At 69.2% G+C, this 20,653-nt stretch carries 21 protein-coding genes; 9 read left to right on the forward strand and 12 right to left on the reverse strand.

What is annotated here, in order from left to right:
- Window positions 1–3 precede the first annotated feature (3 nt).
- Window positions 4–261, reverse strand: coding sequence for an integrase core domain-containing protein (locus ALI22I_RS55345; RefSeq protein WP_143531967.1), 258 nt, complete (start codon window positions 259–261; stop codon window positions 4–6).
- Window positions 262–605: 344 nt separating this feature from the next.
- Here ALI22I_RS55345 and ALI22I_RS04875 point away from each other — a divergent pair, with 344 nt between their 5' ends.
- Both ALI22I_RS04875 and ALI22I_RS04880 read left to right on the forward strand, forming a co-directional pair.
- Complete coding sequence (locus tag ALI22I_RS04875; RefSeq protein WP_077004330.1) at window positions 606–2,771, forward strand: hypothetical protein; 2,166 nt, start codon at window positions 606–608, stop codon at window positions 2,769–2,771.
- Window positions 2,768–3,307, forward strand: coding sequence for a hypothetical protein (locus ALI22I_RS04880; RefSeq protein WP_077004331.1), 540 nt, complete (start codon window positions 2,768–2,770; stop codon window positions 3,305–3,307). Before ALI22I_RS04875 ends, ALI22I_RS04880 begins: the two co-directional genes overlap by 4 nt.
- A 405-nt stretch (window positions 3,308–3,712) precedes the next feature.
- On the opposite strand, the gene ALI22I_RS04885 is transcribed toward ALI22I_RS04880, so the two are convergent.
- Both ALI22I_RS04885 and ALI22I_RS04890 read right to left on the reverse strand, forming a co-directional pair.
- Window positions 3,713–5,389, reverse strand: coding sequence for a ribonuclease J (locus ALI22I_RS04885; protein WP_077004363.1), 1,677 nt, complete (start codon window positions 5,387–5,389; stop codon window positions 3,713–3,715).
- A gap of 63 nt (window positions 5,390–5,452) precedes the next feature.
- Window positions 5,453–5,872 (reverse strand): MerR family transcriptional regulator, encoded by a 420-nt coding sequence (locus ALI22I_RS04890; RefSeq protein ID WP_077004332.1) that lies wholly within the window; start codon window positions 5,870–5,872, stop codon window positions 5,453–5,455.
- Between the two features lie 161 nt (window positions 5,873–6,033).
- Between ALI22I_RS04890 and ALI22I_RS04895 the strand changes: the two genes are divergently transcribed.
- A complete protein-coding gene (locus tag ALI22I_RS04895) occupies window positions 6,034–7,644 on the forward strand; it encodes a peptide chain release factor 3 (RefSeq protein ID WP_077004364.1) in 1,611 nt (536 codons plus the stop codon).
- Window positions 7,645–7,674: 30 nt separating this feature from the next.
- The gene (locus tag ALI22I_RS54440; RefSeq protein ID WP_274522748.1) at window positions 7,675–7,809 is read left to right on the forward strand and encodes a hypothetical protein; all 135 of its coding nucleotides are present in this window, start codon (window positions 7,675–7,677) and stop codon (window positions 7,807–7,809) included.
- A gap of 109 nt (window positions 7,810–7,918) precedes the next feature.
- Here ALI22I_RS54440 and ALI22I_RS04900 read toward each other — a convergent pair whose 3' ends face one another.
- Entirely contained in the window at window positions 7,919–8,296 is a 378-nt protein-coding gene (locus ALI22I_RS04900; protein WP_143531968.1) for a hypothetical protein, read from the reverse strand.
- Window positions 8,297–8,822: 526 nt separating this feature from the next.
- Between ALI22I_RS04900 and ALI22I_RS04905 the strand changes: the two genes are divergently transcribed.
- A complete protein-coding gene (locus ALI22I_RS04905) occupies window positions 8,823–9,770 on the forward strand; it encodes an NAD(P)H-dependent flavin oxidoreductase (RefSeq protein ID WP_077004334.1) in 948 nt (315 codons plus the stop codon).
- A 460-nt stretch (window positions 9,771–10,230) separates the two neighbouring features.
- Here ALI22I_RS04905 and ALI22I_RS04910 read toward each other — a convergent pair whose 3' ends face one another.
- On the reverse strand, window positions 10,231–10,758 hold the full coding sequence (locus ALI22I_RS04910; protein WP_077004335.1) for a hypothetical protein: 528 nt from the start codon (window positions 10,756–10,758) through the stop codon (window positions 10,231–10,233).
- Between the two features lie 422 nt (window positions 10,759–11,180).
- On the opposite strand from ALI22I_RS04910, the gene ALI22I_RS04915 reads away from it, so the two are divergent.
- On the forward strand, window positions 11,181–12,164 hold the full coding sequence (locus tag ALI22I_RS04915; RefSeq protein ID WP_077004336.1) for a DUF6492 family protein: 984 nt from the start codon (window positions 11,181–11,183) through the stop codon (window positions 12,162–12,164).
- 18 nt (window positions 12,165–12,182) lie between these two features.
- Here the strand turns inward: ALI22I_RS04915 and ALI22I_RS04920 are convergent, their stop codons facing one another.
- The 6 genes from ALI22I_RS04920 to ALI22I_RS04945 all read right to left on the reverse strand — a co-directional run bounded on the left by ALI22I_RS04920 (window position 12,183) and on the right by ALI22I_RS04945 (window position 17,507).
- Window positions 12,183–12,548, reverse strand: coding sequence for a hypothetical protein (locus tag ALI22I_RS04920; RefSeq protein WP_077004337.1), 366 nt, complete (start codon window positions 12,546–12,548; stop codon window positions 12,183–12,185).
- Between the two features lie 209 nt (window positions 12,549–12,757).
- Window positions 12,758–13,699, reverse strand: coding sequence for a Leg1-related protein (locus ALI22I_RS04925; protein ID WP_077004338.1), 942 nt, complete (start codon window positions 13,697–13,699; stop codon window positions 12,758–12,760).
- 106 nt (window positions 13,700–13,805) lie between these two features.
- Entirely contained in the window at window positions 13,806–14,963 is a 1,158-nt protein-coding gene (locus ALI22I_RS04930) for an oxygenase MpaB family protein (RefSeq protein ID WP_238598106.1), read from the reverse strand.
- A gap of 486 nt (window positions 14,964–15,449) precedes the next feature.
- Window positions 15,450–16,010, reverse strand: a complete 561-nt coding sequence (locus ALI22I_RS04935) for a carboxymuconolactone decarboxylase family protein (RefSeq protein WP_077004340.1) — start codon at window positions 16,008–16,010, stop codon at window positions 15,450–15,452.
- A 1-nt stretch (window position 16,011) separates the two neighbouring features.
- On the reverse strand, window positions 16,012–16,617 hold the full coding sequence (locus ALI22I_RS04940) for a TetR/AcrR family transcriptional regulator (RefSeq protein ID WP_077004341.1): 606 nt from the start codon (window positions 16,615–16,617) through the stop codon (window positions 16,012–16,014).
- A 287-nt stretch (window positions 16,618–16,904) separates the two neighbouring features.
- Window positions 16,905–17,507 (reverse strand): TetR/AcrR family transcriptional regulator, encoded by a 603-nt coding sequence (locus ALI22I_RS04945; protein WP_077004342.1) that lies wholly within the window; start codon window positions 17,505–17,507, stop codon window positions 16,905–16,907.
- A gap of 364 nt (window positions 17,508–17,871) precedes the next feature.
- On the opposite strand from ALI22I_RS04945, the gene ALI22I_RS04950 reads away from it, so the two are divergent.
- From ALI22I_RS04950 to ALI22I_RS54445, 3 genes are read left to right on the forward strand one after another with little or no spacing between them, the layout of a single operon-like run.
- Window positions 17,872–18,282 (forward strand): RidA family protein, encoded by a 411-nt coding sequence (locus ALI22I_RS04950; RefSeq protein ID WP_077004365.1) that lies wholly within the window; start codon window positions 17,872–17,874, stop codon window positions 18,280–18,282.
- A complete protein-coding gene (locus tag ALI22I_RS04955) occupies window positions 18,279–18,860 on the forward strand; it encodes an aminotransferase class V-fold PLP-dependent enzyme (RefSeq protein ID WP_143531969.1) in 582 nt (193 codons plus the stop codon). The genes ALI22I_RS04950 and ALI22I_RS04955 overlap by 4 nt, the downstream gene beginning before the upstream one ends.
- A gap of 53 nt (window positions 18,861–18,913) precedes the next feature.
- On the forward strand, window positions 18,914–19,042 hold the full coding sequence (locus ALI22I_RS54445; RefSeq protein ID WP_274522749.1) for a hypothetical protein: 129 nt from the start codon (window positions 18,914–18,916) through the stop codon (window positions 19,040–19,042).
- Window positions 19,043–19,045: 3 nt separating this feature from the next.
- Here the strand turns inward: ALI22I_RS54445 and ALI22I_RS04960 are convergent, their stop codons facing one another.
- Complete coding sequence (locus tag ALI22I_RS04960) at window positions 19,046–20,428, reverse strand: APC family permease (protein WP_077004343.1); 1,383 nt, start codon at window positions 20,426–20,428, stop codon at window positions 19,046–19,048.
- Between the last annotated feature and the right edge of the window lie 225 nt (window positions 20,429–20,653).

A 20,653-nucleotide genomic window follows, 5' to 3' on the forward strand; every position in this document is an offset into this window, starting at 1 on the left:
ATGTTATGCCACTTCGGCCCTGACCTGGGCCGTTGATGCCGACCGTGCTCGTGCCATCTGGTGCTCGAACGGGATCGGGACCGGCCCGTCGTTGGCGCTGTGTCTCCGGGTGGTGTTGTAGAAGTCCGCGATCCAGGTCGAGATCTTGATCCGGGCCTCGGCGCGGGTCCGGAAGTGCTGTCGGTGCACGAACTCGACCTTGAGCGTGCTGTTGAACGCCTCGGCGGCGGCGTTGTCCAGGGCACATCCGACCCGGCCCATCGACTGCACGCGTGGCCCGGCATCCGGCGGGAGAACAGGTCCTCGAGGGTCGTGCGCTCCGGCGGGCGCTGAAGGGGGATCGTGGCTCGGTCGGCGCGGAGTTGGTGATCGCAGTCCCAGAGCCGACGTCGTGTCGTGCCGCTGAGCGCTCGGTTCAGTCGGCTTCTGCCCTGTTCCTGCGGCCTCATGTATCAGTCCACTGTGGATTGTTCTGCTCTGCTCTGCGCTGGAGCGAGACCGGGGCACGGCCAGGAATGCACCACCTGCCTACTGCCCGGATGGGAAGTCGATCCTGCCCATGAGGGCAGGCCTCATCACGGTATCCACCGATAGCGTGATGTGCCATGCGGGATCAGGTGCCGAAGGTGCGGCCGCGGCTCCAGGCGGATGCCGGCGGTCGGCGGGCGGTGTCCGGACGCGCACCGCGGATCCTTCAACTGCAGCGGACGGCCGGCAACGTCGCGACTACGACGCTGCTGTCCGTCCAACGCCAGGATCACTCCGGTGGCGAGCTCTCCGCCGAGCAGCAACGCCAACTGCTCCACGCGTCCACCACCCTCCGCCAGGTGCAACCGCTCTCGGCCGGTGACAGCCAGACGCTGCAGCAGGCCGTGCCTGCGGCGCCACTACTGGAGTCGATCCGCGAACGGGACGCCAAGCGCGGTCAGCTCGCCGACCGCACCGCCGAGCTCGAACGGATGCGGGACCAGCAGGCCCACCCGCCCGAGCACGGTGCTCCACCCAACCGTGAGATGGTCGACGAGGTCGCCCGTGCGGTCGACGGGCTCACCGCTGACGTGACCCGGCTGGAACAGTTCGTCCAGGCCGGAATCGGCGCGCTCGGGATCTCCTCGGAGCACGAGCTCGCGAGCCTGATCACCGACCGCTTCCCACGGATGTTCCTGGAACGCGGCAAGCAGATCGCGCTGACCGAACTGGAGCACAACCGCCGCATCGTGGAGGCCGAGACACACCGCTACGGCCTCGACGCCTGCATCGACCCGTCCGCCCGGCAGGCCCTGGTGACGGCGGCGCAGGACCTGCTGGCCCACGACCAGCGGATCGACGAGCTGCAACAGCGGCTCGGTCTGGCACGCTCCGACGTCGACATGCCCTCCGGCGGTCCGCCTGATCCGGCCAGGATGAGCTCGTCCTACCACGACATGACGGCGCTCCAACAGCAGGTCGAACAAGCCGGCGCCGAACGCGAGGAACGGCGCCGGCGGTACGCCCTCCAACACCCGATCCTCTTACGCGGCAACATCGACCTGCGGGCCATCGCGTCCGGCGACACCGCGCGCTTCGACACGGTCGTCGGCGGTGAGCTGCGACAGATCAGCGAGAACATCGACGCCACCCGGGACAACATCGACAGCGGCCGGCTCAAGGTCTGGAACCTGACCGACATCGCCCGAATGACCAGCCAGGACTTGGGCGTTGCCAATAACGAGCTGCTGCAAACAGCCATCCGGGAATACGTGGGACGCGAGCAGGCCGACGACACGATCGTGCGCGCCGCGGTGGCCGCGCTGGCCATCACCGCGGCCATCGTCGCCACGATGGCCACCGGTGGCGTGGCGGTGGTCGCCGGTGCGGTCGCACTGGGCGTCGGCGGCTACCAGGCCACCCAATCGGTGCGCGACTTCCTCGCCGAGGGCGCCGCCGGCAACGTCGCCCTGGATCCGGCGGTGCAGGACATCTCGCGCCAGGAGCCGGAACTCGGCTGGCTGATCCTGGACCTGATATCGGTCGGGTTGGACGCGATCCAGGTCGTCCGCGCGGTGCAGGCACTTCGCACGGTGGTTCGGACCGTGTCCACGACGGGTCAGGTGGTGGAGTTCGCCGCGCAGGCCCGTCGTGTCCTGCCCGCCGCCGCGGCGGAACGCGTGGTGGCCAGTGTGACGCGGCAGGCGGGTACCCGAGCGGCGATCGGGCGGACGGTGGAGGCGATCGGCGCCCAATTCCGCCGGGCCGACCTGGCCGAAGTCGTCCGGCACCTGGAGGAGGTGGCGGACCGCGGCTACCAGGTGATGGCCGGCAACCTCCGGGCGCAGGGGCGGATCCGGCCCTTGACCAGGGAAGGCCTGGAGGCCGTGTACCACGGTGACGAGCTGGCCACCAAGATCGCCAACTACCTCGGCAACGACGGAATCTACGACCCGATCCGCGGCTGGCTGTGGGTCAAACCCGGTCATTTCAACGAGGTCTCGTCCACGATCGTGCACGAGACGACGCACTGGCTGCAGACCACGCAGCACGCCGGGCTCACCATCTTCATGGAGGAGTTCCAGGCTTACACGATGGAGCAGCGCTATGTCCGCGCCTTGTTCCGCTCGGTCAACGGCGACCTCGACCAACTGCCGTCCTCGCTGGTTTGGTTGATCGGCGCGAGTGAGGAGCGGATAGCCGCGCACATCCTGGAGAACTACCCGGCCGCACGGCGGGTCACCGACCTCGACGCCGCGAGGACCGCCGAAGAAGTCCTGGCGAGGATGCGGGTGTTCCAGTGAACGAGTTGGCCTCCCGGGCGGTGCGGATCGTCGGTGACCCCGGCGACTGGCGCGCCGTTCAGCTCGCCGGTTGGTCACCGACGCGCGAGTCGGCCGGCTACACCGTGTTCGACGTGGTCCCGGCCGTGCGGTCGGACCCACCGCCGCGCCCGCGCGGTGTGGCGTTCACACCCCAGGGCAACGCGTACGACCTGACCGATCCCGACCGCTTGCGTACTTACGCCGCCGGCCTGCCACCGGTGGAAGCGGCGCGCCTGATCTGCCGCTACCAGGGCGACTTCACCCGCCACCAGAACCTGGTGGAGTCGCTCGACGCCCTCGCGGACCACCTCGGCGACCACATGCCGCAGCACGTGGCACCGGTGTCGGAGCACGGCTTCTTCTCGTACCACCTGGAAAAGGACGCCGCAGGGGTCTACCGGGTAAGCGTGAACGAGTGGCGGACGGACACCGCCGACGGGCTTCCCTGGTCCGCGGTGACCATCGCGTCGAGCGTGCCCAGCCGGCACTACCCCGGTCGGCCAGGACTTCATTGAGTCGGGACGGTGGCGCGCGAATCCGGCCAGGCAGGACGCCTGCCAGCCGCACCACCGCGCTCAGCCCCGTACTGGCCGAAAATGCCGTCCATGCAGGTCAAGCGGCGTGGTGGTACTCGTTGAGGAGGCCGCCCAACCGCTGCCATCGGTGGATGTCGAGGTGGGTGAGTCCTGTTTGATCGGTGCGACCTCATGTCGCAGCGCCAGCAGCTCGACGTCCTTGGCCGCGGAAGACCGACTGAGAAGCACCAGCCGACCACCGAGCCGAACGAAGATCGGATACAGCAGTCGCAACGCCAGGCCTCACGATCTGCTCCTGCCGTCGATGACGTGCGATCACCGCTGCTCAGAACCCTGGTGCAAGCTTCTGACACCCCACAGGTCGGTGGGGCGCTCCGGCGGGCCTCATGCTTCGACGACCACCGGGATGACGACCGGTCGGCGGCGGTAGGTGCGTTGGGCCCACATCTGCACTTCGCGGCCGATCAGCCGTTCCAGTTCTTCGAGGTCGGTGACGCCGCGCTCGGTCGCGTTCGCCAGGGCTTTCTCGATCGCGGAGGTCGTGGGCTGGAACGTCGTGCCGTCGTGTTCGAAGCCGTGCGCGATGTAGTCCGGGTTCTCGGTGAGCCTGCCCGTGTCGGTGTCGATGATCGCGACGACGGTGATGACGCCTTCCTCACCGAGGGTCCGGCGCTGGGCCAGCGAGGCCTCGGTGACGCCGCCGACGGTCTGCCCGTCGACGTAGACGTTGTGGATCTCCACCTTGCCGGTGAGACGGACGCGTCCGTCCTGGAGGTCGATCACGTGGCCGTTGGCGGCGATGGGCACCCGGTCGCGGTCCACGCCGGTGCTGACGGCGAGTTCGGCGTTGGCGCGCAGGTGTCGTGCTTCGCCGTGCACGGGCAGGACGTTGGCGGGTTGCACGATGTTGTAGCAGTAGACGAGTTCGCCGGCGCTGGCGTGGCCGGAGACGTGCACCTTGGCGTTGCCCTTGTGCACGACCTTCGCGCCGAGGTCGGTCAGGCCGTTGATGACCCGGTAGATGGCGTTCTCGTTGCCGGGGATCAGCGAGCTGGCCAGTAGGACGGTGTCGCCTTCCTCGACCTGGATCGAGTGGTCGCCGCTGGCCATGCGGGACAGTGCGGCCATCGGTTCGCCCTGCGAGCCGGTGCAGACCAGGGTCACCTGGTTCGGTGGCAGCCGGTCCATGCGCTTGATGTCCACGACGAGACCGTTCGGCACCTTGAGGTAGCCCAGTTCGGTGGCCACGGCCATGTTGCGGACCATGGAGCGGCCGACGAAGGCGACCTTGCGGCCGTGGGTGTGGGCGGCGTCGAGGACCTGCTGGATGCGGTGGACGTGGCTGGCGAAGCTGGACACGATGACCCGGCGGGGCGTGGTGCGGAACACCTCGTCGATGGCGGGGGCCAGGTCGCGTTCGGCGGTGGTGAAGCCGGGCACGTCGGCGTTGGTGGAGTCGACCAGGAACAGGTCGACGCCTTCCTCGCCGAGGCGGGCGAAGCCGCGCAGGTCGGTGATCCGACCGTCCAGCGGGAACTGGTCCATCTTGAAGTCGCCGGTGTGCAGCACGAGACCGGCGGAGGTGCGGATGGCGATGGCCAGGCCGTCGGGGATGGAGTGGTTGACCGCCAGGAACTCCAGGTCGAACGGGCCGCGCGAGAGCTCTTGCCCTTCCGCGACCTCGATCGTGACCGGCGTAATGCGGTGTTCGAGTAGCTTGGCCGCGAGCAGGCTCAGCGTCAGCCGTGAGCCGACGATCGGGATGTCGGGTCGTTCCCGCAGGAGGTAGGGCACCGCGCCGATGTGGTCCTCGTGCCCGTGGGTCAGCACGACCGCCACCACGTCGGACAGCCGGTCCCGGAAACAGCTCCAGTCCGGGAGGATCACGTCCACACCGGGCTGGTGCTCCTCGGGGAAGAGGACTCCGCAGTCGACGACGAGCAGCTTGCCCTCGTGCTCGAACACGGTCATGTTCCGGCCGATTTCACCGAGCCCGCCCAGGGCGATGACGCGCAGCGCGTCGGGGGCGAGGGGCGGCGGAGGGGCGGAGGTTCGAGCCATGGTCACACTCTCACGTTACGTGAGAGTGCGCCGGCGTGAACAGCGGCCCCGGTTCGGGGCTGCTCAGCTGTTGGGCAGGTGTGCGCGCAGGGTGCCGGCGAAGTCCTCGGCGATGCGCAGCTGGGCGCGGAGTTCCTCGCAGCGTTCCTCGGCCGTGGTGTGGAACTGCGCGAGGCGGTCGAGGTGCTTGTCGCGGTCATCGTCCTCGGTCGCGGACAGGGCGTCGAGGATGGTCAGCAGCTCGCGCATCTCTTCCAGCTGGAAGCCCAGCGGTTTCATGCGCTTGATCACTTGGAGGCGGTCGACATCGGGTTCGGTGTAGAGGCGGAATCCACCCTGGCTGCGGGCGCTGGGCACGGCCAGGCCGACTTCCTCGTAGTAGCGGATCGTGCGCAGGGACAGGCCGGTCCGGTCGGCCACCTCGCCGATCTGCATGTGCCCGCCCACGAATTCCCTTCCGACGCCTACTGCGTATTCGGCCATTGTGGCACCCGGTGCGGCACGGTGACCTCGTCCGCGCCCCCGTGCCGCACCGGCCGCATAAGCGATCCGGGTGTCCGACTCGTGCGATGGAGGGCACGACAAATACTACCGTAACGTAAGAGTAGAATGGCCGGCATCCGTCGACCCCAGGAGCTATGAGCATGATCACTGCCGGTCCGTTGGCCGTCTCACCCGCTGATGTGCTGCGGGAGGCGGATCGGCGGCGCACGTTCGCGGTGATCAGTCACCCGGACGCGGGCAAGTCCACGTTGACCGAGGCGTTGGCGCTGCACGCTCAGGTGATCTCCGAGGCGGGCGCGGTGCACGGCAAGTCGGGCCGGCGCGGGGTGGTGTCGGACTGGATGGAGATGGAGAAGGCGCGGGGGATCTCCATCACCTCGGCGGCGTTGCAGTTCGCCTACGGCGACGCGGTGGTCAACCTGCTCGACACGCCCGGTCACGCCGACTTCTCGGAGGACACCTATCGGGTGCTCGCGGCGGTGGACTCGGCGGTGATGCTGCTGGACGCCGCCAGGGGCCTGGAGCCGCAGACGCTCAAGCTGTTCGACGTGTGCCGTCACCGGGGCATCCCGGTGATCACGTTCGTCAACAAGTGGGACCGGCCCGGCCGTGACGCGCTGGCGCTGTGCGACGAGCTGGTGGAGCGGATCGGGTTGCAGCCGATGCCGTTGACCTGGCCGGTCGGCGACGCGGGCCACTTCCGGGGCGTGCTGGACCGCCGTGACGGGCACTTCGTCCGCTACCGGCGCACCGCAGGTGGCGCCACGGCCGCGGGCGAGGAACGCTTCGGCCCGCAGGTGGCCGAAGCCGAGGAGGGCACCGAGTGGACCCGCGCGGTGGAGGAGGCCGACCTGCTGGCCGCCTCCGGCGGGGACTTCGACCTGGAGCGCTTCCTGGACGCCTCCGCCACTCCGGTGCTGTTCGGCTCGGCCGTGCTCAACTTCGGCGTGCGGCACCTGCTGGACCTGCTGGTAGAACTCGCCCCTCGTCCCACACCCCGACTGGACGTCCAGGCACGCCCGCGTGCGCTGGACGCGCAGTTCTCCGCGTTCGTGTTCAAGGTCCAGACCGGAATGGACCCCTCTCACCGCGACCAGGTCGCCTTCGCCCGCGTCTGCTCCGGGGTGTTCGAACGCGGCATGGTGGTCACCAACGCCACCACCGGCAAACCGTTCGCCACCAAGTACGTCCAACAGGTCTTCGGGCAGCAACGCTCCACACTGGACACCGCCTACCCCGGCGACGTGATCGGACTGGTCAACGCCACCGCGCTGCGCGTGGGCGACACCCTCCACGTCGAGAAGCCCGCGGTGCGCTTCCCGGGTCTGCCCAGCTTCGCGCCCGCGCACTTCGCCGTGGCTCGCCCGGCGGACCTGAGCCGGTCCAAGCAGTTCCGCAAGGGCATCGAGCAATTGGAGTCCGAGGGTGTGGTGCAGGTGCTGCGCTCACCGCGTCGGGGAGACGGCGCGCCGGTGTTCGCCGCCGTCGGCCCGATGCAGTTCGAAGTCGCCGCACACCGCCTGGACGCCGAGTTCAAGTCACCGGTCCGCCTGGAACGACTGCCCTACACCGTGGTGCGTCGCCTGGACGACCTCGCCCACCGGGCCGTCGTCGACAGCCGCGGCAACGAGGTGCTCACCCGCGCCGACGGCGTCCACCTGGCCCTGTTCACCGACTCCACCGCCCTGGCTGTGATGCGACGCCTGCACCCCGAGGTGTCCCTGGAACCACTGGTCGCGGGCACCGACTGACCCACGGCTCGGCCTCGTCACCGCACCTTCGTGCACCCAGCCGCGTCGCAGGAGGCGGCGGCTGAGACGCTGGGGCTGCCGCTGAGCACCTACAAGCGGCACCTCAAGCGCGGCGTGGACCGCGTCGTCGCCGACCTGTGGCACCGAGAAATGAGCCGGAAGTGAGCCTCGACCGGTCTGGTGCCCGAACCCGCGCCGGCGTGCCTGGTCGGCGGACGGGGCGTGGGTGGTAGGCGGCTGCGGGGTAGGACTGCACGACGGAACTCCGGTGTGGTCACAGCACCGTGTGCCGGGTGGTGTTCATCGTCGCGGCCACCCTGCCTGCGGCCAGGGACACTCCGGGTGGCAGCGGATGCTGTGTCAGGTTGGTTGTGACCTCCTCGAACATTCGCAGCAGGTCGTCCAGCCCGGGCAGCTTCGGCTTGCGCCGTGCGTGGGCGAGTTCGGTCTGCCAGCCGCGTACGAGTTCGACCGCGCGGGCCGGTGCCGGCGCGGGCAGCAGTACCAACCGCTCGACGTCGGCGCGGCGGTGGCCTCCGGTGCGCTCGTCCAGGAGGGAGCCGATCGCGGCCGCGACGCCGAGCAGCGTGCCGTAGCGGGTCTCGGGTGTGGCGTCCGCCGTCGGGGAGGGCAGCGGCCGGTCATGGCTCATGGGTGCGTTCCAGGTGGCGGTTTCGGTCACTGTCAGGTGATCGGATTATGCATCGCTCACCCGATCGAGTGAACAGCGCCCGGTAGTCCGCGACTGGCCGGCCGCCCCTGCACCGTGCCGGCCGACGCGGCTACCGGGGGAGTGCGGCTCATGAGGGCACCCCTCTTGGGACACCCGGCCCCTGCTCGCGGTGCTCGACGCGGGCGCCGGCCCGCACCCGCACCACTGGGGGAGATGGACGCGGTCATCCCGCAGCGGTCGAAGCGGTCGGTGGACTCCGCCCCGCCGTCCAGGGGGCACCGGTATCCGCGCCTTCTCCCAGGGGTGCACCGTGGGCCGATTCCGTCGGGCCGCCGATCCGGGGCTCGACCACGCCGAACCGGCACGAGCACCACGGGTGTCCGGGCATCGTCGACCGGGTGTGTGCACCCGGTCGTGCACCGCTGTCGGGTTCGACGCGCTGAGCCGGTCCGGGGGGCGGACACTGTCACCAGCCCCGGGACGATCCGACGTGAGGAACCGCGCGATGAGGTTCACGACATCGTTCACCCGGCTGGTCGGCTGTGATGTGCCCGTCCAGCAGGCGCCGATCGGTTTCGCCGCTGCCGTTCCCGACCTGCCCGCCGCCGTGGCCGCCGCCGGGGGTCACGGCATGCTCGCCGCGGTCGGGATGCCCGCCTCCGCGCTTGCCGGGGCGATCGACGTGCTCAACGGCCGAACGCGGTGCTACGGCGTGAACTTCATCCAGCCGCTCGCCGACGAGGAGGTCGTCGAGATCGCCGCCGCGAAGGCCCCGCTGGTCGAGTTCTACTTCGGTCCGGCCGACCCGGCGCTGGTCGAGCGGGCCAAGGCCGGTGGTGCGTTGGTGTCCCGGCAGGTCGTCTCCGCCCACGAGGCGCGCGCCGCCGTGGACGCGGGCTGCGACCTGGTCGTGGCCCGCGGCATCGAGGCGGGTGGTCGCACGACCGGCGGTATCGGGCTGCTGCCGTTGCTGGACGGCGTGCTCGACGCGGTGGACGTCCCCGTCGTGGCCGCGGGCGGCATCGCGACCCACCGCGCCGTCGCCGCAGCCCTGGCCGCCGGTGCCTCGGCCGTGCGGGTCGGCACGCGTTTCCTCGCCGCCCGTGAGGCCGCCACGCACCCGGTACACCTCGCGGCCGTGCTCGACGCGGACTACGAGGACACCGTGTTGACCGATGCCTTCTCCGCCGACACCTTTCCCGTGGCGCACCGCGTCCTGCGGTCCTGCCTGCGGGCGGCCGAGGAGTTCGCGGGTGACCACGTCGCGGAGATGAGCGTCGGCGGTGTGCGGACCGCCGTGCCGAGGTTCAGCCCGCACAATCCCGCCGCGGACGCCATCGGCGCCGTCGAGGCGATGGCGCTCTACGCGGGCCAAGGCGTCGGCGCGGTGACCAGGTCGGAGAGCGCCGCGGAGATCGTCGCCGACCTCGTGCGAGGTCTGGGCGTCGACTGACGCGCACGAGGGCCGAATCAGGCAGCAGGGCCCCACAAGGGTGTCGTCGCGTCCGAACAGGTTTGCCCACCGCGCTGCCCCCCAACCACGGCGCCGGCCATCCCCAGGACCTGGCGGCTCGTCGTCATCGCTGCCTCCCGCAGGGACGTGCCTGTCGGTCACGTCTACTCGCGACACGAGCAGACCCGCAGCAGGCACGAACCGCGCATCACCCACCGGACGGCGCAGAATCACTCGAAGGTGCCCACAAAATTGCGGTCTTGTACAGAAAGCTGGCCGGGTTTGTGGCCGTGACGGTGACCTGATGCGGTGAGCGGCAGGCGGGCGGCCTGAGTGTTCCCCACCACGCCTCTATGGCGCGCGTTGCTGGTGGACGCCGAGCAGCGGCTGGTTCTGATCAAGCGGACCAGGGGTAGGACAGGCACCGCACTGGCCGACCACGGTCGTCGGCGGCGCGCGGTCAGACGCCCACGGTGAGGGCACCCAGAAGCGTCAGTTGGGAAACTCCGGTGGTCGCGCAGGCGACCGGATCGGGGTTCAGTGCTGTGAGCTGCATCTTCGTCGGTTCGGCGGTGAACGTGCCGGAGGTTGTCGAGCCCAACAGCAGGATGACGATGTTCGCGCCGACCCGGCTGGAGGTCCGGTTGTAGGAGTATGTGCTCGGCGCGACGGTCGGGTCGGTCCACGTGAAGACGCGGGTGCCGCTGCCCTGGTAGAAGAGCGCGGTGCAGGTGTAATTCGGCAGCGTGGCGGTTTCGGTGTAGCTGCCGGTGGCGGCGGAGTCGTTGGTGCAGTTGAAGAGTTGGCCCTGGACGGTGACCGTGACGGTCTTCGGGGTGTTGGTCACCGGTTCGCTGAAGGCCACCACTTCGTTGACGAGGCAGGACTGTTCGACGGCCGCGTGCGCCGTCGGTGCCGCGCCGGACAGCGTCGCAGTGGCGACCAGACAGACGGCGGTGGTGCGTAAGGCGGTTTTGCTCCCGTTCATCCGCGAAACCTCTCTGGTGTGGGGCCGGCGTCGCCCGAGTCGGTCGAGCAGGACCTCGATGAGTGCCACAGGTCGTATCGCCCGGCCTCGCGGTGCGTTACGGCACGACCACCACTCGCCAGCCGCCGGGCGCTCGGAAGTCGCACCGTGCGTGTCGGCGTCCTAGGGTGACCGGAACCCCGGTACTGCTCGTACCACGTCGCGATCGGCTTGCCGTCCCGGTCGGTCACCGTGCTCACCAGCGGCAGGCCACCGGCAAGCGCGGCCGGACCGATCGGCACCACCTGCTCGTCGGCCGACGCGACGAGCAGCGGGCGCGGTGCAGCAGGGACGGCGCATGACGTGGAGGACCGGCCGGCAGATGACGCGGTTCCGCTGATCGGCGGTGCGTGCGCGCCCCGCGGCCGTATGAGGATGATCTCGTGCCGTCAGCCGTCGATGTGAGCCTGCCGGAATTGGACGTGGTCATCCCGATCGCGCCGAAGGACGCGGGTGAGGTGGGGCTGTGCCTGGATTCCGTGCTGCGCCACTGCCGCAACCCCGTTCGCGCGGTGCACGTCGTGTCGCGGTTCCCGGTGACGGCGGCCGATGAGCGTGTGCGGTGGTTGGACGAGGCATCGATCGAGCCGGGCATCGGGGATATCGAGGACGCGTTGCGGGCCACCGGGTCACGTCACCCCAACGCGTCGTGGTACTTCCAACAGCTGCTCAAACTGCGCTGCTTCGACCTGCTCGACGCCGACGCGCCGGATCACGTGCTGGTCGTCGACGCCGACATCGCCTTCGTCGCCGATGTGTCGTTCGTGGATCACAACGGCCGGGCACGGCTGCCCATGGGATATCCGCTGCGCTGGGTGAACGGCACGCGAGCCGCGGCACCGTTGCGGCACTCGGCGCTGAGCGCCGCGGCCCGCTTGGCGCCGGGGTGGCGTCCGGTGGACCACTTCAGCGGGATGCAGCACCACATGGTGTTCGATCGGGTGGTGTCGGCGGAGCTGATCCGCCGGGTGGAACAGGCGCACGGCGTGCCGTTCTGGCGGGCATTCCTGGCCACCAGCGAGTCGTCGAAGTGGACCGGCGCGTCGGAGTACGTGCTGTACCGGCACTTCGCGTGCCTGCTGTTTCCCGAGCGGGTCGCCATGCGTCACCTGTCGGCCGTCGAGGTCATCCAGTCCACCGCCGCCGGGGGCTTCACCCTGGCCGACGTGCTCGACGCCCCACGCCCGGTCGAGGCGCGGGCCGTGGGGTGTCACCGGTTCCTCGACTACGCCGAACGCATCGCCACCATGGACTACATCTCCGACGACCTGCGCCGGGAGCTGCCACCGGATGCGCCGCTGAAGTTGTCCCTGCTGCGTGGCGAACTGAGCGTCGCGCCGGCCCTCTCGCCGCTGGTCCTGCCGTGAGTCCGTTGTGCCGGTGTCTCAGAGCCCGATGGCCGGCACTCCTACGGCCGTCAACGTCGAGACGCCCGTGTTCGTGCAGGCCGTGAGGTCGGGCTGAGGGCCGGTGCCCCGGGATTTCGCCGGGTCCGAGGTGAGGGCGCCTGCGGTGGTGGAACCGACGGCCACCACCACGATGTTGCCGCCGACCCGGGTGGCGCTGCGGTTGTAGGAGAAGGTGCTCGGTGCTATCGCGCTGTTCGTCCAGGTGAAGACTCGTGTTCCGCTACCCGCGGAGAAGGCGCTCGTGCAGGTCGCGTTGTGCACGGTGCCGGACTCCGCGTAGCTGCCGGTCGGAGCCGAACTGCTGGTGCAGTTGAAGAGCTGCCCGTTCACGGTGAACGTCACGGTTCGCGGACACGCTGGGATGCCACGGCGTGGTCGACCCGCCGCGCGGATCGTCCGCCGAAGGTGTGAACTCCGCGGGTGTCCACCGGCAGCCGGCCGGCAGCACGCACCGCCCTGCACTGCCGTCGGATGCCTGAAGGCGGCCTGATCTCCGGCGCCGGGGTCGGCGGTGCCGCACTCCTACAAGCTCCGGCGGGCCGATTCAGGGGTCAGCGGCGCAGCAGGTAGCCGAGCATCGCGCGGCGCTCGGCGGCGTTGTCCGGCCTGGGGTTGAACACCGCGTCGAGCAGGGGCAGCACCCGGTCACGGGCTTCACGGGTGCGCATGATCCGCTTCCACAGCAGGAGGTTGAGGTTGTAGCGCCACTTCGGGGTGGTCGCGAGGCGGAGGACGTTGACGACGTTGCCGCGGGCTTTGGGTGGCAGTGCGCCCAGGTCCTCGCGTGTGGTGAGCAGTGATTCGGGCAGCACGTCGAGGCCGTGGGCGGTCATGAAGGCGAAGTCGGTGGGCCAGGCTGCCGCCCACAGGTAGTCGACCATCCGGCACCAGCCGCGCAGGAAGGTGACCTCCAGGTCGGGCCAGGATTCGGTGTCGACGTCGGCGAGCACGTCGACCACCACGTCCAGACACGTCTTGTGTGCCTTCCAGAGGGCCAGGCGCGCCGGTTCGGGGTCCGTCAGGTCACTCCCGCTCACCAGGGAGAAGTAGGCTCGCCAGTCCGTCACCGCCGGGGCGAGCTCTTCCGGTACGACCCCGCCCGTCACGTACCGGAATCGGGAGCGGGTCGGTGGGTCGGCGACCGGCAGGGCCGGCACCACTCCGGCGGCGCCGGCCGCCAGCCACGGGATGACGTTGAGCGTGTAGTTGCCGTAGCCCCAGGGCGAGTCCGGGTCGATCCACCCGTCCCGCCGGGTGCCGGTGCCGAGCCGGTCGGTGCGGAATTGCCACTGGTGCTGGAACATCAGGCCCCACAGCGGGTTGTACCGGTTGTCGGCACCGAACCGGCCGTCCGCGTTGGTGTTGTCGATCATCATCCGGTAAGCGGCCATCCGCTGCTCGAAGGAGAACGGGTCGAACGCCCCCTCCAAGTCCTGCGCCGTCGTCCAGACCGGGTACAGGTCCAGCGCCGCCAACTCGTCCGGATGAGCCATGATCGGATTCCTCCGCGGTGAGTTGGCGGTCGAGTCTGACGAGACCTGCCGGAGTGCCAATGGCCAGTCTGGTCTGCGACCGTGCGAAGCGTGGCGGGTTTGCTGGTCAGCGCCGTGTGGTGGTCGGTTCCGTCGTGGTGGGGGCGGGGGACCGGCCTTCGGCTTCCCACCGTTCGCGCAGGTCGGTGGGGATGTTGAGGGTGGTGGACTGGCCGTTGGTGAGGTTGCGGACGCTGCCGCCGAGCAGGATGGTGCCGGCGCGGTCGAGGATGGTGGTGGCCAGGGCGCTGTCGTCCTCGGCGCGTTCCAGCGCCCGGACCAGGCGGGTACCGGCGCGCACGACGCCGTTCCAGCCGCGGGACTTCGGCACTTCCATCCAGTCGGCGACCTCGGGGTTGACGACCTGGCGGATCATGGCGGCGACGATGCCGTCGAAGAGCTTGCCGGGGAAGAGCTTCTCGTACAGGTCGAGCAGGTGGCGGGTGAGCGCCACGCCCTCGGACGATGGCGCGTAGACGGACTCGACCATGGCGGCGCTCAGCTCGCGGGCGTCCTCGATGGACTCCGGCACGGCCTCGGCGGGGATGCCGAGCATGGCGCCCGCGGCGCGCCACACGTAGTAGTAGTCCTCCGCCTCCTGTTCGGTGACGGAGATGCCCATGCGGCGCATGCCCTCGATCACCTGGACGGAGAAGATGAGCAGGGCGCCGACCATGTCCTGCTGGCACACCGGAACGCCGTCGGCGGCGACGTCCCAGCGACCGGACGCGGTGAGGAAGTGGCGCACGGCGGCGTGGATGAGGCGCGTCTTCTGGATGGTGGGCACGAACGACCCGCCCGAGCCGAACGCGTCACGGCCCATCATGTCCATGACGAACTGGGAGGTCTCCGACAGCCGTCGGTGGGGCTGGTTCAGGCCGTGGGTCAGGGTGAGCGCCCGGGACGCGCGGGCGTGGGCGTAGCAGTTGACCATCGCGCCGAACGTCAGCACGGAGGCGACGTGCATGCCGTCGTCGACGAAGAACTCGTAGGCCCGCGCCACCCGGTCGGGCTCCACCCACTCCGGCGGGTTGTCGGTGGCGACCAGGAACTCCCGCACCGAGTCGGGCAGCTGCTCGGGGATGGGCTGGTCGTTGGCGCGGAAGTGCTCCAGCACCTCGTTGACCACGCCGACCCGGCCGGTGGCGACCAGGTCGGCGACGACCGCGTCGGCGAGCGGGTCGCCCTGGAACTTCAGTGCCTCGAAAGCGGCTGCATCGACCACCGGGACCACCAATCACTCGGGAGTGATCACCAGCTCACTCCTCGTGCACCCGGCACGCCAGAACACGATCCGGTGATGAGTCGCGCCGAGGTGCTACTGCCTGTGTGTCAACCGCAGAAAGTGGATCTCGATCGAGGGAAAGTGGAGCTTGGAGAGTGACTGCACGGCTTGTCTGCAGTCGCACAGGCGCTTCAGTCGGTGGATGACGGCGGACGATCAATCAGCTGGTGAAGGTGATCGTGAGGGGGCCGCTGACCGCGTCGACGCCGGTCGTCAGGCAGGCTGTGAGGTCGGGCGACACTCGCAGTGGCTGCCGGGCAACCGCGGGCTTGGCGACCTGGTGATCCGTTCCGATTTCGTGGCGAAGCGCGGTTCGGTGGCCGCAGTTGTGCGGTCGGGGACTGTTCACCTTATCGGGAATCCCCTTCACTTGCGCGGGGTGCTCCCGGCCAGGCGCTGACCACGCCTGACCCGGCGCGGAGCGTGCTACGAGACCGTGTCCCGCTTCCACTCCTGGTCCTGCCAGGCCGGGTCGAGCGGGGTGTGCGCGATGTGGTTGGTGTAGTTGGACAACGTCTTCATCCCGACGCCGAGGATCACGTCCAGCACCTGGCGGCGGGTGTGGCCCGCGGCCAGGAACTCCTCGACCTCCCGGTCGTCCACCCACCCCCGGTCGGTGACCACCCGCTCGGTGAGCCTGCGGACGGCTTCCAGGGCGTTGTCCGACACAGGCTTGCCGGCGCGCAGGGCCCGCACGGTCTCTTCATCCACACCGGACTTGAGCGCGATCGTGGAGTGCGCGGCCACGCAGTACTCGCAGCCGTTCAGGACGCTGGTGGTGATCCACACGACGTGCTTCGCGTGCGCGGACAGCGAGGACTTGCCGAACTGCTCGGCCAGGGCGCTGTAGCCGGCCAGGAGCTCCGGCGACTCCGCCATCACGCCGTTGAGGCTGCTGACGAAACCCAGGCGGCGCTTGCCCGCTTCCAGGTGGGGGCGGGCTTCCTCGGGCGCGGTGGTCTCGTCGTGAACGGTGAACTGCACCATGTCAGCGGATCTCCTCGGGTCGGTTCGCCAGTGAGTCGAGCACGGCCGTGACGGTGTCGCCGAGCGCTTCCGGGGTCGCGCCCGCGCGCGAGCGCACGTTCACCCCGTAGGCCAGCAGCGCGAGTACGTCGGCCGACGTTCCGGGCACCACGCCGGGCCGCAGCACGCCGGCGGCCTGCGCGCGTTCCAACGCCGCGCACATCGCCGCCCGCAACCGGTCGTGGTGTCCGTGCAGGACCGCCCGGACGTCGGGGTCGTCGTTCTCCGTGCCGGCGTGCGCATTGGTGACCATGCAGCCCCACCGGGCGTACTCACCGGAACAGCGGACCCCGATCAACGCGCGGAAGAAGTCCGCGATCGCCGGCAGCCCGCGGTCGTCCTCGGCGAGCCGTCGGAAGACCGGCCCCGAACGCCGGTCGGCGTAGCGGCGCAACGCGGCGAGGTAGAGCTCCCGCTTGCCGCCGAACGTCGCGTACAGGCTGGACCGGTTGACGCCGGTCGCCGACACGATGTCCTGCACGCCGGTGGTCGACACACCCCGCCGCCAGAAGAGCTCCTCCACCGAGTCGAGCACCGCCTCGGGGTCGAAGTGCTTCACGTCGGGCATGTCCGCCTCGTTATCTTGGAATGGTTATTCCAAGATAACTCCGGCCGGATCCGGCTGCAACGGCTTGCTTCGGCGTCACGCGTTCAGGGCGTTGGGCGCTTGTGGCGTTGGTAGTAGCGGGCGACCCGGGCGGGCCCGGGTGAGGACACGGCAACCCGTGGGTGGTGGCGTCGACCTGTGACCGCAGCAGGGTCGGGAAGAAGAGCTGCGGCCTCCGTTGGAGAACTGCGAGCCGCCGACGCCGATGGGGGAGATGTGGATACCGGTGCGTCCGAGCGGTCGGCTGGTCATGGTGCCAGTCCGTCGGCTTCAGGTGGTTCGAAGAAGTTGTGCGGTGATGGCGGTGGCAGGGTGGTCGGCGATGGGCGCAGTCCGTCGATGAGCAGGGCGAGGTAGCGCCTGCGGTCGTCGCCGTGAGGATCGCCGGGGTGCACCGTGGCCAGGTTCATGAAGGTGATCGCGTTCAGATCGCGAGGCAGCAGTTCCGGTCGCACCACGCCCGCGTCGATGGCGCGGCGGAGCACGGGTTCGATGGCGAGCAGGAAGCGATGCGTGCTGTCGTTCGCGAACGCCTCGAACTCGTGGGCGAGTGAGATGATGGCCTGTCGCCGGGCGAGTACCTCGGTGACGGCCTCGAGCACTCCGACCAGGTCCTGCCACGGGTCGTCGGTGTGCACCGCTGTGATGGGTTCGAGTTCGGTGGCGAGGACGTGGTCGAAGACGGCTTTGACGAGTTGGTCGCGCGCACGGAAGCGGCGGTAGACCGTCATCACGCTCACGTCCGCGCGCGCGGCGATCTCCTCGAGCGTCACCTGCGGCCCGATCTCCTCGAACGCCAGGACCGCGGCGCCGACGATCCGCTCGTGGTTGCGGGCTGCGTCGGCTCTCACCAGGTCACCCGCAGCGAGTTGACTCCGTAGACGGCGCTGAAGACCCGGAAGTCGGCCTGCTCGTCCGCGAGTGCGAGGTCGGGAAAGCGTCGCAGCAGGGCCGCGAAGGGTGTGCAGGACCGTGCCGTCGTTCTGGCTCATGACAGTTTCGCCACCTCCCGACTCGTCTTCGCCCGCCGCACACTTTGCGTCCGGACAGGCGCCACCGCATCAGGATGAACGAGGTTTCGACTATCTGAAATTCACGCCGTGGGTGTCGCCACCCGTCTACCGCGTTCTGAATCATGACCTGCGGGCCGGCGCCGACGGGATCGGCAAGCACCTGATGGCGGGCCTGAGGCACACCGAGGAAGAGAGACCTCTGATGATCCGTCGCTGGACCCCCGCCGAGATCGGCCCGCCGGTCGGCCAGTACAGCCACCTGGCCGCGGCGCCCACCGGCCACGAGGTGCTGTTCATCTCCGGCCAGGTCGGCACCCGGCCGGACGGGGTGATGGCCGGGCCGGACGCCGAGTCGCAGACCCGCCAGATCTACGCCAACATCGCCGCGCTGCTCAAGTCGGCGGGCGCCGGGCCGGAGCACCTGCTGAAACTGTTCACCATGGTCGCCGGGACCGAGCACCTCGCGGGCAGCCGGGCAGGCCGGGCGGGCGCGTTCGCCGAATGGTTCCCGGACGGCGACTTCCCGGCCCATTCGCTGATCGTGGTGGCGGCACTGGCGGCGCCCGAGATCGCGGTCGAGGTCGAGGCGATCGCAGCGGTGCCCCGGACATGACGCCTGAGGAGTTCCGCGACCTGTTCCCGGCGCTGCGTTCCACCGTGTGGCTGGACACGCCAGGTTCCCCGCCGGGCGCCGGGCCGGTGGTGGACGCGTTGCGGGACACCATGTCGGCGTGGTCGTCGGGGGAGTTCGACTGGCGGATGTGGGATTCCGCCGCCGAGGACGCACGACAGCTGTTCGCGAGGTTCATCGGGGCCGAGCCGGGCACGGTGTCGGCCGTCGGGTCGCTCGCCGAAGCAGCCGCCACAGTCGCAGGCTCGCTGCCTCGCGGGCGAGTGGTGGTGGCCGAGGACGATTTTCGCAGCAACCTGTTCCCCTGGCTGGCCCGGCACGACGTGGTGGCCGCACCCGGAGACCGGCTGGCCGACGCGCTGGACGAGGACACCGCGTTGCTCGCGGTCAGCGAAGTGACCACAAAGGATGGCCGGCGCCGGGATCTGCGTGCGCTTCGCGCAGCGACCGACGCGGTCGGCGCACGGCTGTTCGTCAACCTCACGCAATCACTTGGCGCACTGCGTTTCGACCCCCTGATACGGCCGGACTACCTGGCTTCAACGCCGAGGCGGACGTAACCACCGCGCTGACGGCGCTCCGGGCAGCCAGGTGATCGTTCGTCACCCGCCGGATGTGCCACTGGTGGCCCAAGCACGCACCCGACACCGGTATCGACCAGGTCTGCCTCGCCGAGGGTCAGACGTTCGACACCGTCTTCCAGGCCGACGACGTGCGAGTGATCAGGAGCGTGCGCTTCTGAGAACTACTTCGTCAGCTTCTCCGCGCGGAACTCCACCTTTCCGTGGACAACCCGGTTGATGATCCACAGCACCAGACCGGCGCCCAGCAGGTACAGGGCGATCCGGTAGTCGTCGGCAGGCCTGCCGGACAACGGGCTGGCCAGGTACGCGCACGTGATCGCGCCGAGCACCGGCACCCACGTCGGTGCGCGGAAGTGATCGTGCTCGACCTTCTCCTTGCGCAGCACCAGCACCGCGATGTTGACGATGGTGAACACGATCAGCAGCAGCAACGCGGTGGTCCCGCCGAGCCTCGCGATGTCCGCCGTGGACACCAGGATGACGGCGATACCGCTGGTGAACACGATCGAGATCCACGGCGTGCGGCGGAACGGGTGGACCACCCCGAACACCCTCGGGATGATCCGCTCGTTCGACATGCCGTAGATCAGCCGGCTCGCCATCAGCATGTTGATCAGTGCCGAGTTGATCACGGCGAACAGACCGATCAGCGAGAACACCCACAGCGGGAAGCCGGGAGCGCCGACCTGGACCACGCGCAACAGCGCCCCGCTGCCCGCCCTCCCCAATTCGTCCGCCGGGATGAGCAGCGACGAGGTGATCGCCACCGCCACGTAGATCAACGCGGCCACCACCATCCCCCACAGCATCGCACGGGGGAAGATCCGCACCGGGTCGCGGCACTCCTCCGCCATGTTGACCGAGTCCTCGAACCCGACCATCGCGAAGAACGCCAGCGCGGTCGCGGACGTGATGGCGACGAGCGCGTGCTGCCCCGGAGCCGGGTCGACCTGGGTGAGCCTTCCCGGGTCGCCGTCGCCCATCGCGATCGCCCAGATGCCGATCCCGATGATGATCAGCAAACCGGACAACTCGATACAGGTCAGGACGACGTTCGTCTTGACCGATTCCGAGACACCCCGGAAATTGATCAGACCAAGGCCGACTATGAACAGGATCGCCACCAGTGTCGCCGACACGGCGAACGCGTCCGAGAAGAACTCCCGGATGACCGACTGCAGGTAGGTGCGACCGAAGGCCAGCGCGGCAGACGAGGCGGACGTGAGGCCCGAACTCATCACCGCGAACGCGACCATGAAAGTGAGGATCTGAATCTTGAACGCGCGGTTGGTGTAAAGCGCCGCGCCTGCGGCCTTCGGATACTTGCCCACGAGTTCCAGATAGCTGAACGCGGTGAGGAAGGCGACCGCGAACGCGACGAGGAACGGCAGCCACAGCGCGCCGCCGATCCTGCCCGCGACGCTGCCCGTCAAGGCGTAGATGCCGGTGCCAAGGATGTCACCGACCACGAAGAACAGCAGCAACTTCGGGCCGATGGCCCGCTTCAGCTCCGGTTGCACCGGCGCGCCGATTGCCTCCGCCATCCATTGAGTGTGCCGCATCACACTCCACGCCAACAGTCGAAATCGTAGGACTCGGACGAGTTCCGGCATCGGTTACCGTGTGGAAACCAGTGACTCCCGTGTGGAGCGGCAATGCCGGATCGTCGGGGTGCCCGCTGGCCCCGACGGCGTTTGGTCCGGATGACGTGCCCGAAGCGAAAGCAGCGCCCGACCTGGCGACGAATCAACTGGAGAGCATTCCCTGGC

The sequence above is a fragment of the Saccharothrix sp. ALI-22-I genome, assembly GCF_001984175.1.
GTDB lineage: Bacteria > Actinomycetota > Actinomycetes > Mycobacteriales > Pseudonocardiaceae > Actinosynnema.

What these genes read in the sequence shown, in the direction of transcription:
- ALI22I_RS55345 (WP_143531967.1), bottom strand. Translation starts at nt 261, where the DNA reads ATGGGCCGGGTCGGATGTGCCCTGGACAACGCCGCCGCCGAGGCGTTC.
- ALI22I_RS04875 (WP_077004330.1), top strand. Translation starts at nt 606, where the DNA reads ATGCGGGATCAGGTGCCGAAGGTGCGGCCGCGGCTCCAGGCGGATGCC.
- ALI22I_RS04885 (WP_077004363.1), bottom strand. Translation starts at nt 5,389, where the DNA reads ATGGCTCGAACCTCCGCCCCTCCGCCGCCCCTCGCCCCCGACGCGCTG.
- ALI22I_RS04890 (WP_077004332.1), bottom strand. Translation starts at nt 5,872, where the DNA reads ATGGCCGAATACGCAGTAGGCGTCGGAAGGGAATTCGTGGGCGGGCAC.
- ALI22I_RS04895 (WP_077004364.1), top strand. Translation starts at nt 6,034, where the DNA reads ATGATCACTGCCGGTCCGTTGGCCGTCTCACCCGCTGATGTGCTGCGG.
- ALI22I_RS04900 (WP_143531968.1), bottom strand. Translation starts at nt 8,296, where the DNA reads ATGAGCCATGACCGGCCGCTGCCCTCCCCGACGGCGGACGCCACACCC.
- ALI22I_RS04905 (WP_077004334.1), top strand. Translation starts at nt 8,823, where the DNA reads ATGAGGTTCACGACATCGTTCACCCGGCTGGTCGGCTGTGATGTGCCC.
- ALI22I_RS04910 (WP_077004335.1), bottom strand. Translation starts at nt 10,758, where the DNA reads ATGAACGGGAGCAAAACCGCCTTACGCACCACCGCCGTCTGTCTGGTC.
- ALI22I_RS04925 (WP_077004338.1), bottom strand. Translation starts at nt 13,699, where the DNA reads ATGGCTCATCCGGACGAGTTGGCGGCGCTGGACCTGTACCCGGTCTGG.
- ALI22I_RS04935 (WP_077004340.1), bottom strand. Translation starts at nt 16,010, where the DNA reads ATGGTGCAGTTCACCGTTCACGACGAGACCACCGCGCCCGAGGAAGCC.
- ALI22I_RS04940 (WP_077004341.1), bottom strand. Translation starts at nt 16,617, where the DNA reads ATGCCCGACGTGAAGCACTTCGACCCCGAGGCGGTGCTCGACTCGGTG.
- ALI22I_RS04950 (WP_077004365.1), top strand. Translation starts at nt 17,872, where the DNA reads ATGATCCGTCGCTGGACCCCCGCCGAGATCGGCCCGCCGGTCGGCCAG.
- ALI22I_RS04955 (WP_143531969.1), top strand. Translation starts at nt 18,279, where the DNA reads ATGACGCCTGAGGAGTTCCGCGACCTGTTCCCGGCGCTGCGTTCCACC.
- ALI22I_RS54445 (WP_274522749.1), top strand. Translation starts at nt 18,914, where the DNA reads ATGTGCCACTGGTGGCCCAAGCACGCACCCGACACCGGTATCGACCAG.
- ALI22I_RS04960 (WP_077004343.1), bottom strand. Translation starts at nt 20,428, where the DNA reads ATGGCGGAGGCAATCGGCGCGCCGGTGCAACCGGAGCTGAAGCGGGCC.